11 protein-coding genes are annotated in these 13644 nt (G+C 53.4%); 5 read left to right on the top strand and 6 right to left on the bottom strand.

Features of this window, described 5'->3' with window-relative positions; genetic code table 11:
• The first annotated feature begins 121 nt into the window (after window positions 1-121).
• From RC73_RS02930 to RC73_RS02920, 3 genes are all read left to right on the top strand, one after another.
• Window positions 122-4969: an NAD-glutamate dehydrogenase gene (locus tag RC73_RS02930; RefSeq protein WP_039033233.1), complete on the top strand. Its 4848-nt coding sequence runs from the start codon at window positions 122-124 to the stop codon at window positions 4967-4969.
• 61 nt (window positions 4970-5030) lie between these two features.
• Window positions 5031-6050 (top strand): quinone-dependent dihydroorotate dehydrogenase, encoded by a 1020-nt coding sequence (gene pyrD / locus RC73_RS02925; RefSeq protein WP_039033232.1) that lies wholly within the window; start codon window positions 5031-5033, stop codon window positions 6048-6050.
• Between the two features lie 186 nt (window positions 6051-6236).
• A complete protein-coding gene (locus RC73_RS02920) occupies window positions 6237-6770 on the top strand; it encodes a cell division protein ZapC (RefSeq protein ID WP_039033231.1) in 534 nt (177 codons plus the stop codon).
• Window positions 6771-6820: 50 nt separating this feature from the next.
• Here RC73_RS02920 and RC73_RS02915 read toward each other — a convergent pair whose 3' ends face one another.
• Window positions 6821-7699, bottom strand: a complete 879-nt coding sequence (locus RC73_RS02915) for a LysR family transcriptional regulator (protein ID WP_039033230.1) — start codon at window positions 7697-7699, stop codon at window positions 6821-6823.
• Window positions 7700-7808: 109 nt separating this feature from the next.
• On the opposite strand from RC73_RS02915, the gene RC73_RS02910 reads away from it, so the two are divergent.
• Both RC73_RS02910 and RC73_RS02905 read left to right on the top strand, forming a co-directional pair.
• Window positions 7809-8672 (top strand): MBL fold metallo-hydrolase, encoded by an 864-nt coding sequence (locus tag RC73_RS02910; protein ID WP_039033229.1) that lies wholly within the window; start codon window positions 7809-7811, stop codon window positions 8670-8672.
• Window positions 8666-9412 carry a DsbA family protein gene (locus RC73_RS02905; RefSeq protein WP_052247953.1) on the top strand — a complete coding sequence of 249 codons (747 nt, stop codon included), beginning with the start codon at window positions 8666-8668 and terminating at the stop codon, window positions 9410-9412. The genes RC73_RS02910 and RC73_RS02905 overlap by 7 nt, the downstream gene beginning before the upstream one ends.
• A gap of 199 nt (window positions 9413-9611) precedes the next feature.
• Here RC73_RS02905 and hisIE read toward each other — a convergent pair whose 3' ends face one another.
• From hisIE to hisB, 5 genes are all read right to left on the bottom strand, one after another.
• Window positions 9612-10262, bottom strand: coding sequence for a bifunctional phosphoribosyl-AMP cyclohydrolase/phosphoribosyl-ATP diphosphatase HisIE (gene hisIE / locus RC73_RS02900; protein WP_039033228.1), 651 nt, complete (start codon window positions 10260-10262; stop codon window positions 9612-9614).
• Window positions 10263-10399: 137 nt separating this feature from the next.
• Window positions 10400-11173: an imidazole glycerol phosphate synthase subunit HisF gene (gene hisF, locus RC73_RS02895; RefSeq protein WP_039033227.1), complete on the bottom strand. Its 774-nt coding sequence runs from the start codon at window positions 11171-11173 to the stop codon at window positions 10400-10402.
• Window positions 11155-11892 carry a 1-(5-phosphoribosyl)-5-[(5-phosphoribosylamino)methylideneamino]imidazole-4-carboxamide isomerase gene (gene hisA / locus RC73_RS02890; RefSeq protein WP_039033226.1) on the bottom strand — a complete coding sequence of 246 codons (738 nt, stop codon included), beginning with the start codon at window positions 11890-11892 and terminating at the stop codon, window positions 11155-11157. Before hisA ends, hisF begins: the two co-directional genes overlap by 19 nt.
• Window positions 11889-12551 carry an imidazole glycerol phosphate synthase subunit HisH gene (hisH, locus tag RC73_RS02885; protein WP_039033225.1) on the bottom strand — a complete coding sequence of 221 codons (663 nt, stop codon included), beginning with the start codon at window positions 12549-12551 and terminating at the stop codon, window positions 11889-11891. The genes hisA and hisH overlap by 4 nt, the downstream gene beginning before the upstream one ends.
• Window positions 12551-13618 (bottom strand): bifunctional histidinol-phosphatase/imidazoleglycerol-phosphate dehydratase HisB, encoded by a 1068-nt coding sequence (gene hisB / locus RC73_RS02880; RefSeq protein WP_039033224.1) that lies wholly within the window; start codon window positions 13616-13618, stop codon window positions 12551-12553. Before hisB ends, hisH begins: the two co-directional genes overlap by 1 nt.
• Window positions 13619-13644: the final 26 nt, after the last annotated feature.

The following is a 13644-nucleotide window of genomic DNA, read 5'->3' as shown; positions in this document are numbered from 1 at the left end:
GTTTGTTTAGTAATAAACTGCGCGGCATGACCTCGGTCACAAAAATTCAGGCCCGGGTCATTCGACGAAGCATCCATATAATGAAAAAAGCGCTGCCATAGACGCTTAAGGAAACAGCAAAATGGCCTTGAAAGATGCAATGCCTTCAGTACTGCTTGAAAAGGTAGTTAGTTTAATCCACTCCAAAGTCCCTAAAACACAAGCAAATCAGGTGGAACAGTTCGCCACCTGCCTCTACGCTCACATGTCCAAGGACGATCTCCAGGCCCGTAACGATAGCGATCTCTACGGTGCCGTCCTGAGTCTTTGGAATGCTCTGAACAGCACGCCGTGTGGGGAAACTCACTTAAGGGTATTCAACCCAAGCCAAGCCAAGCACGGCTGGCAATCAACCCACTCCATCATCGAAGTTGTGCAGCCCGATATGCCCTTCCTGGTGGATTCTGTGGGGATGGCCCTCAACCGTTTGGGGATCACAGCTCATATGATGTTGCATACGCCTCTGGCCATTGAGCGCCAGGGCAAAGACATCAAGCGGGTCAGCTTTGTTAACGACAGCAAGGAAGACAGCGACAAGGTGGCAGTATTCCTGATTGAAATTGACCGCCAAAGCAGCGACCAGGACATAAAACAACTCGAAAAAGAGATAGAGTCCGTGCTCGGTGATGTCGCCGCCGCCGTCAATGACTGGCGCGCCATGTCCGATAAGCTGGCTGAAGTGGTTGAAGAGTTGCCAAAGCGCCCGTTCCCCGGTGAGAAAGCCGAACTCGAAGAAGCGACTCGCTTCCTTAGTTATTTGAACAACCATCATTTTACTCTGATGGGCTATCGTCGCTACGACCTGCGTAAAGTAGAAGGTGACGTTGAGCTGGTGCCGGATATGGCCAGTAGCCTGGGCCTGATGAACAAACCCGGCAAAGCGCAGCCAGAGCATGGTTTGATGCTGTCTTCTTTTTCTGAATCGGCTCGCCGTGAAGCGCTGGACAACAGCCTGCTGATCCTGACCAAGAGCAGTGCCAAGAGCCGGGTTCACAGACCCGCTTATGTCGACTATATCGGCGTCAAACGTTTCGATGAGGCCGGTAATGTCGTCGGTGAAGACAGATTCATCGGCCTGTATGCTTCCAATCTGTACAACCGTAGTCCGAAAGAGATCCCGCTGTTGGCCGAGAAAGTCCAGCGGGTGATGGACAAGTCAGGTCTGGCACCGCGCTCCCACGACTATAAAGCGTTGATGAATATTCTGGAAAACCTGCCAAGGGACGAGATTATTCAGGCAAGCGTCGACGAGTTGTCGCACATGGCTCACGGCGTGTTGGAGATGCAGGACAGAGATAAACTCAAGCTGTTTGTCCGTAAAGACGGTTTCGGCCGCTTCCTGTCCTGTTTGGTGTATGTCTCTAAAGACAGATACAACACCCGTTTGCGTGAAGATACCCAAAGGATCTTTGCCCAAACCTTTAACAGCAATGAAGAGGTGGAGTTTACCACTTACTTCTCCGAGTCGAGCTTGGCCCGTACCCACTACATAGTTAAAGTCGACAACAACAATAATTTGGAACTTGATGTGGCTGCCATAGAAAACAATCTGATTGAAGCCGCTCGCTCATGGGAAGATAAACTTCAGAGCGCGCTCAACAATTCACTGGGTGAAGAGCAGGGTACTCGCCTGTTCAAGCGTTATCTGACTGCATTCCCACAGAGTTACAAAGACGATGTGTTGCCGACGTCGGCCGTGGTGGATCTGCAACAACTGGAAGCGTTGGATGATGACCATAAGCTGGGCATGTTGTTCTATCAGCCACAGGAAGCGGCGCCCGGCAGCAACAAGGTACGTTTGAAGCTGTTCCACAAGGATGAGCCTATCCATCTGTCGGATGTGCTGCCTATGCTGGAAAACTTCGGTCTCAGGGTGATCAATGAGCGCCCTTATGAAGTGAAGAGCACAGATGGCGCGACCTTCTGGATCCTCGACTTCCTGATGACAGTACAGGGCGGCGCCACTGAAAACCTGGCAGACAGCCAGGATAGATTTCAGACCGCGCTGGCTCAGGTTTGGCAGAAAAAGCTGGAAGACGACGGCTTCAACCGCATGGTACTGGCTACCGGGCTTTCCGGCCGCGAAGTGTCAGTGCTGCGCGCCTATGCCAAGTATATGCGTCAAATAGATGCGACCTTCAGCCAGGCTTACATCGAAGAAACCTTCAGCCGCTATCCGCAGATAGCCGATTCGCTGGTGAAGATGTTTATTCGTAAGTTCAATCCCAAGCTGAAGACCCGCACGCTGGACAAGTTTATCGAGCAGATCAATCTGCGTCTCGATGACGTATCCAGCCTGGATGATGACCGTATCATTCGCCGCTATCTGGATCTTATCAACGCCACGCTGAGAACCAACTTCTATCAGCAAGATGCCGCCGGCCAGCCGAAGGATTATATCTCCTTCAAGTTTGCCCCCAACCAGATCCCTGAAATGCCCAAGCCACTGCCGAAGTTTGAAATCTTCGTCTACAGCCCAAGGGTTGAAGGTGTGCATCTGCGCGGTGGTAAAGTGGCCCGTGGTGGTTTGCGCTGGTCTGATCGCCGCGAAGATTTCCGTACCGAAGTGCTGGGTCTGGTGAAGGCACAGCAGGTTAAGAACACTGTGATTGTGCCCGTAGGTGCCAAGGGTGGCTTTGTTTGTAAACAGCTGCCGACCGAAGGCGGACGTGAAGCTTTCTTCACCGAAGGTCAGGAATGCTACCGGATCTTTATCCGTGGTTTGCTGGATATCACAGACAATATCGTCAACGGCGACCTGGTTCCCCCTGTGGATGTGGTGCGTCACGATGAAGACGACCCTTACCTGGTGGTCGCCGCCGATAAAGGCACGGCGACCTTCTCTGATACCGCCAACGCCATTGCCACCGAATATGGCTTCTGGCTGGGGGATGCTTTCGCTTCCGGTGGTTCCAACGGTTATGACCACAAGAAGATGGGCATCACCGCCCGTGGCGCTTGGGAGTCAGTAAAACGTCACTTCCGCGAAGTGGGTATCGATTGCCAGACCACAGATTTCACCTGTGTGGGGATAGGCGACATGGCCGGTGACGTATTCGGTAACGGCATGCTCTTGTCTGAGCATACCCAGCTGGTGGCTGCTTTCAACCACATGCATATCTTTATCGACCCAACGCCTGACTCGGCGACCAGCTTTGTCGAGCGTAAGCGTCTGTTTAATCTGCCTCGCTCCAGCTGGGAAGACTATAACAAGGAGCTTATCTCCAAAGGCGGTGGTGTGTTTGCCCGTAGCGCAAAATCCATCAGTTTGACGCCTGAAATCAAGAAGATGTTGGCGACCGACAAGGATGCTATGACGCCGACTGAGCTGATCAAATGCCTGCTGAAAATGCCGGTTGACCTGATCTGGAACGGCGGTATCGGTACTTATGTCAAAGCGAGCAGTGAAACCCATGCCGAAGTCGGCGACCGCGCCAACGACGGTTTGCGGGTCAACGGTGGCGAGCTTAAGGCCAAGATCATAGGTGAAGGCGGTAACCTGGGTTGTACTCAGCTTGGCCGTATCGAATACGCTGCCAATGGTGGCCGTATCAACACCGACTTTGTCGATAACGTGGGTGGTGTGGACTGTTCGGACAACGAAGTTAACATCAAAATTCTGCTCAACGCTCTGGTGGCCGAAGGTGAGATGACCCTCAAGCAGCGTAACCGCCTGCTGGAAGAGATGACTGACGAAGTCGCGCAGATAGTACTGCAGGACTGTAAAGATCAGACTCGCACCATCTCTGTGACTCAGGTGCGCGGCGCCGAACAGCTCAAAGAGCAGATCCGCTTTATCAACTACCTGGAAAAAGAGGGTAAGTTGGATCGCGCTCTGGAATTCCTGCCTACAGAAGAGGAGCTGTCCGAGCGTTTGGCCAACGGCCGAGGTTTGACCCGTCCTGAGCTGTCGGTATTGGTGGCCTACGCCAAAATGGTGCTCAAGGAACAACTGCTGACACCTGTTATCACAGATGACGCCTGGTTGAGCCAACTGCTGGTTGCTTATTTCCCTGGTAAGTTGCAGCAGAAGTATGCCGACAAGATGACTCAACATCCGCTGCGCGGTGAGATCATTGCTACTTCGTTGGCGAACGAACTGGTTAACGATATGGGGCTCAATTTCGTCCAGCGTATGCAGGATGAGACAGGCGCCTCAGTTGCTGATGCCGCCATTTGTTACACTATGGCCCGCGAAGTGTTTGGTTTGGCAGATTTAACCAAAGCCATTACTGATTTGAACGGCATAGTACCCGCGGTTGTTCAGGGCGAGATGCTGCACCAGTTGCGCCGTAACATGCGCCGTGCCTGTCGCTGGTTCCTGCGTAACCGTAGCCGCGCCATGAGCATAGAGCAGGTTGTTGCCTTCTATAAGCCGGTGTTCGACGAGCTGAAAGCCAATATCCGCTCTTACCTGGTAGCTGACGAGTTGGCGGGTATTGAAGAGGATATCGCCGCACTGGAAAAAGAAGCCGTGCCTCATGAGGTCGCCAATCTGGTTGCCAACATGAGTACGCTGTTCTCGGCGCTGGATATTGCTCAGATAGCTCAGCTGGAGTCCAAGCCGGTTTCACTGGTGGCAGAAACTTACTTCAAGTTGGGCGCAAGAATCGATCTGCATTGGTTCCTGGAGCAGATCGGTGGTCAGCCGGTGGCCAACCACTGGCAGGCACTGGCCAGAGCAGCCTTCCGTGAGGAGCTGGATTGGCAGCAAAGAGCGCTGACATCAGCGGTACTGCGCAGCTGTACCGACAGCTGTGAGTCCGATGCTATTATCGAACAATGGGTCGAACTCAATCAGGGCTTGCTGGAGCGCTGGTTCCACATGCTGGCTGACTTCAAGACCTCGCAAACCCATGAATTTGCGAAGTTCTCAGTAGCGCTACGTGAACTGAATCTGCTGATCCTGCACTGCGAAGGGCAGAAGTAAGCTATTATAACAATAAGAGCCCTGGCAAACGCCGGGGCTTTTTTTAGGTCTAGGAGAAACCATGTTTTACAAACTCGCACAAAAAGTCATGTTTCAGATGGATCCTGAGCGCGCCCACAACTTTGCCATCAGTAGTCTCAGAACCACGGGTAACTCACCGCTGAACTGCTTTTATGCGCAGCATCTTGCCCCGGCCCCGGTCGAATTCATGGGGCTGACATTCCCTAATCCCGTCGGTTTGGCCGCCGGTATGGATAAAGATGGTGAATGTATCGATGCCTTTCATGCCATGGGATTTGGTCATGTTGAAGTGGGAACCGTGACTCCAAGGCCGCAACCCGGTAACGATAAACCTCGGCTTTTCCGGATTAAACCGGCCAAGGCGATTATTAATCGTATGGGCTTTAATAATCTCGGCGTGGATAATCTGGTGGCCAATCTCAAGGCTAAAAAATCCAATGCTATGGTTGGTGTCAATATAGGTAAAAATAAAGATACACCGGTAGAGCAAGGGAAAGATGATTATCTGATCTGTATGGATAAGGTTTATGCCTATGCTGATTACATCGCGGTTAATATTTCCTCACCCAATACTCCCGGCCTGCGTACCATGCAATATGGCGAATTACTGGACGACTTGTTATCTAGCTTAAAAAACAAACAAACAGAACTGGCAGAAAAGCATGGCAAGTATGTCCCCATTGCATTAAAAATAGCGCCGGATCTGACTGAAGAAGAGATCGAAAAGATAGCCGAGTCATTATTGAAACATAAGTTTGATGGCGCCATAGCCACTAATACCACTTTGACCCGTGACGGGGTCAGTGGCTTGGCTAACTCCAATGAGACAGGTGGCCTTAGCGGTAAGCCGCTGAACCAGTTGTCGACCAAGGTGATCAAGTATCTCGCGCAATGCTTGAAAGGCGAGATCCCGATCCTGGGGGTAGGTGGTATTAATAGCGCCGAGGATGCTCTGGATAAATTGGATGCAGGAGCAAGCATGGTGCAGATCTATTCCGGTTTTATCTATCAAGGGCCAAAATTAATTAAAGATATTGTCGACGCTTATAGATCTAAATAAGTTAAAAAACACTCAAAGGGATCGCCTTGGCGATCCTTTTTTATTTGGATCGATCGTTTTTTGATCTGAAAGATCTGCCTAAGATATTGTTATCTCAGTCTAATATTTAAAACTTTTTTTGATATTGGGTAAAATATCATCTATTATTCGGTTGGTAATAAATCACAGGTCTTATTGGATTGCGTTATGTTATTAATGCCAAACAGAGATTGGCAATGGAGATATAACGATTCGTACGGTGTCCTTAGCGTATCGTTAGGTTCGGAAATGGAATTTCTGACTCCTTATAAAGCCAAAACTTTGATACCGGATGCAATGAAAGAAGCAGAATTTAGCGTCGAGCACGCCAAGTTCTATATTGACCTGCTTGATCGTCTAACCAAGTCACTGTCATTGACGGATGCACAAGTGGTTCAGTTGGCGTTAAACGCCACCGCCGCTCACTTTATGCAAAAGCCGCAGATGCCCAAGTCATGGTTTTTTGACACCAGTGCTGTCTGTGTTTACAGTGAGCCGGGAAAGGTATTTGACCTCAAATGTCGTGGAGAACGCGTGCTGGTGATGGTGGTTGAGACCGGGTTGCAGGCTTCTTTGGTGATGATGTTGGCCAACGAATGTCGACTCAGCGATGTTAAAACCCTGACCCGCTTTGAAACCATCAAGGTGATGCACGATCGTCTGCATCCGCTAAGGGCACAGCAACAGATAGTTGCTGCATGACAACTTTGTCAGCGAGTATCAACGGGGCTTATGGCCCCGTTTTGGGTTTTTCAGCTGAATGCCTGACTCAAGTGGTTAATCAAGGCCCTCAGCGCCACCGGCATATGCTCTCTGGAGCTATAGAGAGCGTAGGCCGTCATGACTCTCGGTGTCCAATCCGGCAGCAAGCGTTGTAAGCTGCCATTTTTGAGTGCCTCATCCAGCAGATAATCGGGCAGTTGGGCGATACCGCTGCCTGCCTGAGCCGCCCTGAGTAATACTGTCGCTTCATTGGCCACCAGTTGGCAGTTGACCGCCACAGATTCGTTCTGTTCTCCCTTGGAAAGATGCCAAAGATTACGATTGAAATGGCGGTATCCAAGGCACAGGTGGCGGCGAAGATCTCTGGGATGCTGCGGTGCTGGATACTGTTTGAGGTATTCAGGAGAAGCCACCAGCTGCGAATTCACCTTGATAAGCGGCTTGCCAATCAACAGGGGATCCGGGCTTGACGCTATACGGATCACCAGATCGGCCCTTTCCGCCACCAGATCCACAGTGCGATCGCTCACATCCAACTCGATTTCCACTCCGGGATTAAGCCTGATGAATTGCGCGAGGCTCGCTGCCAGCCGTGCGTGTGCGAACGACATGCTACTGCTTATTCTCAGTTTGCCGGTCAATTGTCTGCGTCTCTCGCTTAGGCTGATTTCCAATGCCTCACGGGTCGAGAGTAACTGGCGACAATATGTCAGGCACTGATTCCCGGCATCTGTAAGGGTTACACTGCGGGTGGTGCGATTGAGTAATCTGGCGCCCAACCAATCCTCAAGCGCCTTGATATGGCGGGTTACCATGGCGCGCGACATCTCAAGCCGCTCGGCGGTAGCGGTAAAGCTGCCACTGGCGGCCAGATCCACAAAAACTTCGGCGGCGGTTAATCTGTCCATCTGCGATTACTTGTCCGGATTATGCAACAATATTGCGCAATTTTAGCCGTATATCTGCATTAATTGAAATCATAAACTGGCCAACGTTGAAATTCACCGGAGTAAAACCATGCTTAAATCACTCGTATTGGCTGCCAGTTTAGTGTTGCCATTTTCTTTACACGCCGAATCGGACGCCCTCGACTTCAAAGTCTATAACGCCGACGGTAACAGCTTTCATGTCAACGCCACCCTGATAAGCGGTGACAAGGAAGCTATTTTGGTCGACACAGGCTTCACCCGCGCCGACGCCCTGCGACTGGCCGCCGAGGTTCTGGACAGTGGCAAGCAGTTGACCACTGTATTCGTCAGCCAGGCGGATCCTGACTATTACTTCGGGGTTGCCACACTCAAGCAGTTTTTCCCTAAAGCAAAATATCTGACGACCCCGGCAGTGCATGCACAAATTTCGGCCAAGCTGGAAGACAAGCTGAGCTTTTGGATCCCCAGAATGGGTAGCAATGCCCCCCTCAAGGCGCAGCTGCCAGAGATATTTAAAGGCAGTCAATTAACGCTTGAAGGCAAGGCGATTGAGATAAAAGGTGACCAGGGAATGCTGGCTGACAGGCCATACCTCTGGGTACCTTCCAGCAAAACCATTCTCGGCAATGTGGCCGTCTCCGGAGGCTTGCACCTGTGGATGGCTGATAGTCAGAGCCAGAGTGAGCGAGCGGCCTGGAAGGCACAGCTGGCGGAAATGGCGGCGCTTAACCCTGCCAAGGTGATCCCCGGGCACATGTTGTCTGAATCTTTTCTCGAGCAGGACAATATTGCCGCGACACTCAAGTACCTGCAGGATTTCGAACAAGCCGAAGCCGTCACCCAAACCAGCGCTGAGCTTATTGACACCATGCAGCGTCTGTACCCGAATGCCGGGCTTGCTATGGCATTGGAGATAGCTGCCAAGGTCAGCAAGGGCGAGATGAAATGGTGAGGCTGCACTACTTTTTTGACCCCTTGTGCGGCTGGTGCCATGGTGCGGCGCCCCTCATTCATGCCCTGAGTGCCAGACTCCCGATAGTTTTGCACGCCGGCGGCCTGATGGCGGCAACAAGAATAACGCCCGGGCTCAGGCAACATATCCTCAGCCACGACAGCAAAATTGCCAAGCTGACCGGGCAGCCCTTTGGTGACGGTTACACTCAGGGTTTGCTGCAATGCCCTGACGCTGTGTTGGACTCGGGACCGGCCATTGCCGCTATCCTGCTCGCCGAAAAGGTGGCAGGGCAGGGATTGGCGCTGCTGGAGATATTGCAGCGTGGCCATTATGTTCAAGGTTTAAGGCTTGCCGAGCCTGAAGTGTTACTGCAACTGCTGATGGCGCTGAGAAGTCTCCAGGCACTGGGGCACGAGAAATTGGCTAGCGATCTGACGGCGGTTATGAAAGCAAACTCAGCCGGGCAGATTTCGCCGCTGGCGAGCCATATCGCCCAGAGCCGGGCCATGATGGCAAAATTCGGATTGGCAGGCTTTCCGTCACTGGTTCTGGAAAGCGAAATCGGTGAGTGGCACCCTGTGCCTTTGCACCGCTTCTACGGCCAGACAGAGGCAATGCTGGGTTGGTTTGACTCAAGTTTTGCCAAACAGCTCTCTGGGATTGATGCCAAAAGGGATAATACGAAAGCCGTGCCAAGTGCCCCGGCGGCTTGTATCCGGGGAGGCGACTGCGATTAAGCTTTCCGCATGGGTTCGATAGGGCTTAAGGGCGTTCAAAGGGGCTGCAATCTTAGTCTTGGCTTGAGTAAAATGAGCACTGTAAGATTGCGATAAAAGCTGACAGCAGAAGGGGATGAACACCTGTTAGTTGCATTCATTCCCTTCGCTTTTGCCTTTATTGGTTGCTGCTTTACCACTTCCTTATGTTGGCTTTGCTCTACTCCTGTGCCGCTTTGGCCTGGGCGTGGCGTTTGGCCAGGTTGGCATGGATATCATCGAGGGACAGCTGCTGATCCTCCAGCAGTACCAAGAGGTGATAGAGGAGATCCGAGGCTTCATTCACCAACTCTTCGCGATCATGAGTGGCCGCCGCCAGCGCGGTTTCCAAACCCTCTTCGCCCACCTTCTGGGCAATGCGCTTGGTACCGCGCTGAAACAGCGAAGCGGTATAGCTCTCGTTGGGGTCTTCTTCCTTACGGGAGGCGATAAGGCTTTGGAGGCGATTGATAAAGGGGTGCACTTCGCCGCAGGCCGGATTATCCCAGCAGCTGTCAGTCCCCTTGTGGCAGGTGGGGCCTAAGGGCGCGGCCTGCAGCAGCAGGCTGTCGTTGTCACAGTCAACTCCTATGCTGACCAATTGCAGCAGATTGCCCGAGCTTTCGCCTTTGGTCCACAGCCGCTGTTTGCTGCGGCTGTAAAAGGTCACCAGGCCTTTGCTCAGGGTGACATCCAGGGCTTCGCGGTTCATATAACCCAGCATCAACACCTTGCCGCTGTGAAAGTCCTGCACTACGGCCGGCAGTAATCCCTGTTGTTTATCCCAGTCCAACTGTTTGAGCCAGTCGGCATTGTTTGTCTCGGTTGTCATATCAAATACCTGTATTGGGTTGTGGGGCATTAAGGAAGGTGCGAACAAGTCCCATGTGTGCTCTGCGCCGGCTTACGGGCCTGGATGCAAGGTGTGGTTCGCAGCCAATGGCCCTAGTCCTTTGCAAGAAGCCTTCCTTAGCTGCGAATGGCGACGCCGCTTTGCTTGAGAAAGGCTTTCAGCACCTGGATCTCTATGATCCCCTTGTGAAATACGCTGGCGGCCAGTGCGGCATCGACCTTGGCCTTGGCGAAGACCTCGAGAAAGTGCGCCATGGTACCGGCGCCGCCGGAGGCGATAAGCGGCACATCGCAGACGGCTCTCACTTTGGCGAGCTGCTCGATATCATAACCCTGGCGCACCCCATCCTGGTTCATCACATTGAGGACGATTTCGCCGCAGCCCTGGCGCTGCACTTCTTCGACCCAATCCAAGGTGTGCCATTGGGTGTCGCGGGTCGCTGCTTCATCGCCGGTAAACTGTTTCACCTTATAGCTGTTGTCATTGGCATCGAAGAAAGAGTCGATACCCACCACTATGCACTGGCGGCCGAATTCATCCTGCAGCCTGCGAATAAGGCTGGGATCCGACAGTGCCGGTGAATTGATGGAGATCTTGTCGGCACCGAATGCCAGCAGCTCGCGTGCCTGGGCCAGGGTCTTGATGCCGCCGGCCACGCAGAAGGGGATGTCTATCTGCTGCGCCACCCGGCTGACCCAGGACTTATCCACCACCCGCGAGTGGGCGCTGGCGGTGATATCATAGAACACCAGTTCATCGGCGCCTTCGGCAGCATATCTGGCCGCCAGCGGCACGATATCGCCTATGGTTTCATGGTTACGAAACTGCACGCCTTTGACCACCTTACCGTCCCGTACATCGAGACAAGGGACTATACGTTTTGCCAGCATGCGATCGCCTCCTCTACGCTGAATTCGCCGGTTAGCAAGGCCTTGCCGATAATCAGGCCGCTGGCGCCGGAATCCCTGACTGCGGCGACATCATCCAGGCTGGCGATACCGCCGGAAGCCTGCCAGGCGATATCGGGAAAGGTCTGCGCCAACTCGCGGTACAGGGCCGTATTGGCCCCCGTCATGGTGCCATCACGGCTGATGTCGGTGACCAGGGCATGTTTAAGGCCCAAAGGGGCAAACTGGGCCACCAGAGATTCCAGGGTTTTACCACCGCCACTCTGCCAGCCGTGAACCGCCACTATTTTCTCGCCCGTGGCATTGATATTGACATCCAGCGCCAGACAGATGGCCTCCGGGCCGTATTGCTCGAGCCAGGCGCCAACCAGTTTGGGCTCACGCACCGCCAATGAACCTATCACTACCCGGGAAACCCCGGCCTTGAATAGTTCATCGAGCTGACGCTGACTGCGTACGCCGCCGCCCACTTGCAGTGGTGTATCCAGGGCGGCTGCGAGCGAAGCTATCAGGCTGCTCTGGCAGCGCTCAGGGTCTTTGGCGCCGGTCAAGTCCACCAGATGCAAGAGTGAAGCGCCCTGGGCCTGATAAGCGAGCAGTTGAGCCTCAGGTTGCAGATTGAAGCGGGTTTCCTGTTGGTAATCGCCCTGAAACAGGCGCACTACCTGACCTTCTATGAGATCGATTGCCGGTATAATCATGCTACAGCTCCGTTAAAATCATCCTGGGTCAAAGTGAGAAAGTTAGCCAGGATAAGGCTGCCGATAGCGGCGCTCTTTTCCGGGTGAAACTGCACTCCCATAAAGTTGTCTTTGGCAATGGCGGCGCTGAAACGCTCGCCGTAACAGCATTCGGCTATGGTGGCCGCCGAAGGCGCGGCGCAAAAGGAATGAACAAAATAGCAGTAGCTGCCTTCATCGATACCGGTAAACAGCGGGTGCGCTTGGCCGTTTGCATCAAGTACGGGGCTCAGTTGATCCCAGCCCATATGCGGACTGGGCAACCCCTTACAGTCGATCTGGCGTATAGTGCCCGGGATCAGCCCAAGACACTGACATTCATCGGCATCCTCGCCACTTTCTTGCGAGCTGTCACACATGAGCTGCATACCGAGACACACTCCCAGCACCGGCTGTTTCAGCGCCTTGATAACAGGAATTAGCTGTTTTTCAGTGAGCGCCGCCATGGCGGCTCTGGCTGTGCCCACTCCGGGAAGCACCACTCTTTCGGCGCTGCGGATAACCTCGGCATCATCACTGATACAAACGTCGGCGCCGAGACGCTCGAAGGCATATTTCACCGAGCTCAAGTTGGCGCAGCCGGTATCTATTATCACTGTCTTGCCAACGGCTTGGGTCATTACAACACTCCCTTACTGGAAGGCAAGGCATCACCTTCAACCTTGATGGCCTGGCGCAGAGTGCGCCCCAGCACCTTGAACAGCGCTTCTACCTTGTGGTGGTCGTTGTCGCCCTCGCAGCCAAGGTGCAGGGTGCAGCGCAGGCCGTCGGCAAAGGAGCGAAAGAAGTGCGCTACCATCTCTGTGGCCAGCTCCCCGACCTTTTCCCGCTCAAATTCGGCGTTGAACTTGAGGAAGGGACGGCCGGAGAGATCCAGCAGGCAATCGCCGCGGGCTTCATCCATGGGCAGGGAAAAGCCGAAACGGGCAATACCGCGTTTATCGCCCAGCGCCTGACGCAAAGCATCGCCCAGCGCCAGTGCAGTATCTTCCACACTGTGGTGATCGTCTATCTCCAGATCGCCGTCAACCTTGACTGCCAGTTTGAAATTGCCGTGGGTGGCAATCTGATCCAGCATGTGATCGAAAAAGCCTATGCCGGTATTGATGTCGCTGTTGCCGGCGCGGTCGAGATCCACCTCGACCCGAATGTCGGTCTCTTTGGTGGTGCGCACCACAGTTGCCTGGCGACCCCGGCTCAAGAGGGCATCACAGATATCGTCCCAGTTGAGCTTTTCCCTGTCATAGCGATAGCCGGTCAAGCCCATGGCCTCGGCCAGGGCAATATCGGTTTGCCGATCACCAATAACTGCCGAGCGGGTGAAATCCACCAGGCCCTGGGTCAGAAACGCTTTTACCAACCCGAGTTTGGGTTTGCGGCAACTGCAGTTTTCATCGTTGAAGTGAGGGCAAATCAACACCTCGCTGAAGTTGACCCCCTGGCTTGAAAAAATCTGCATCATCAGATTGTGGGGGGCATCGAAGTCTTCTTTCGGGAAGGAGGGGGTGCCCAGGCCATCCTGATTGGAGACCATCACCAAGCGGTAACCGGCGCTTTGCAGTTTGAGCAGTGCCGGAATAACGCCGGGTTCAAACACCAGCTTATCCAGTCTGTCCACCTGTTTGTCGGTTTGCGGCTCTTCAATAAGGGTGCCGTCGCGATCGATAAAGAGTATTTTCTGGCTCATTGATGTTTCCTTGTGCCGGCCGCTGC

The sequence above is a fragment of the Shewanella sp. ECSMB14102 genome (assembly GCF_000813075.1).
Taxonomy (GTDB): domain Bacteria; phylum Pseudomonadota; class Gammaproteobacteria; order Enterobacterales; family Shewanellaceae; genus Shewanella; species Shewanella indica.
Note: the sequence above shows the minus strand (reverse complement) of the source record. Positions and strands in the feature narration are given on the sequence as shown.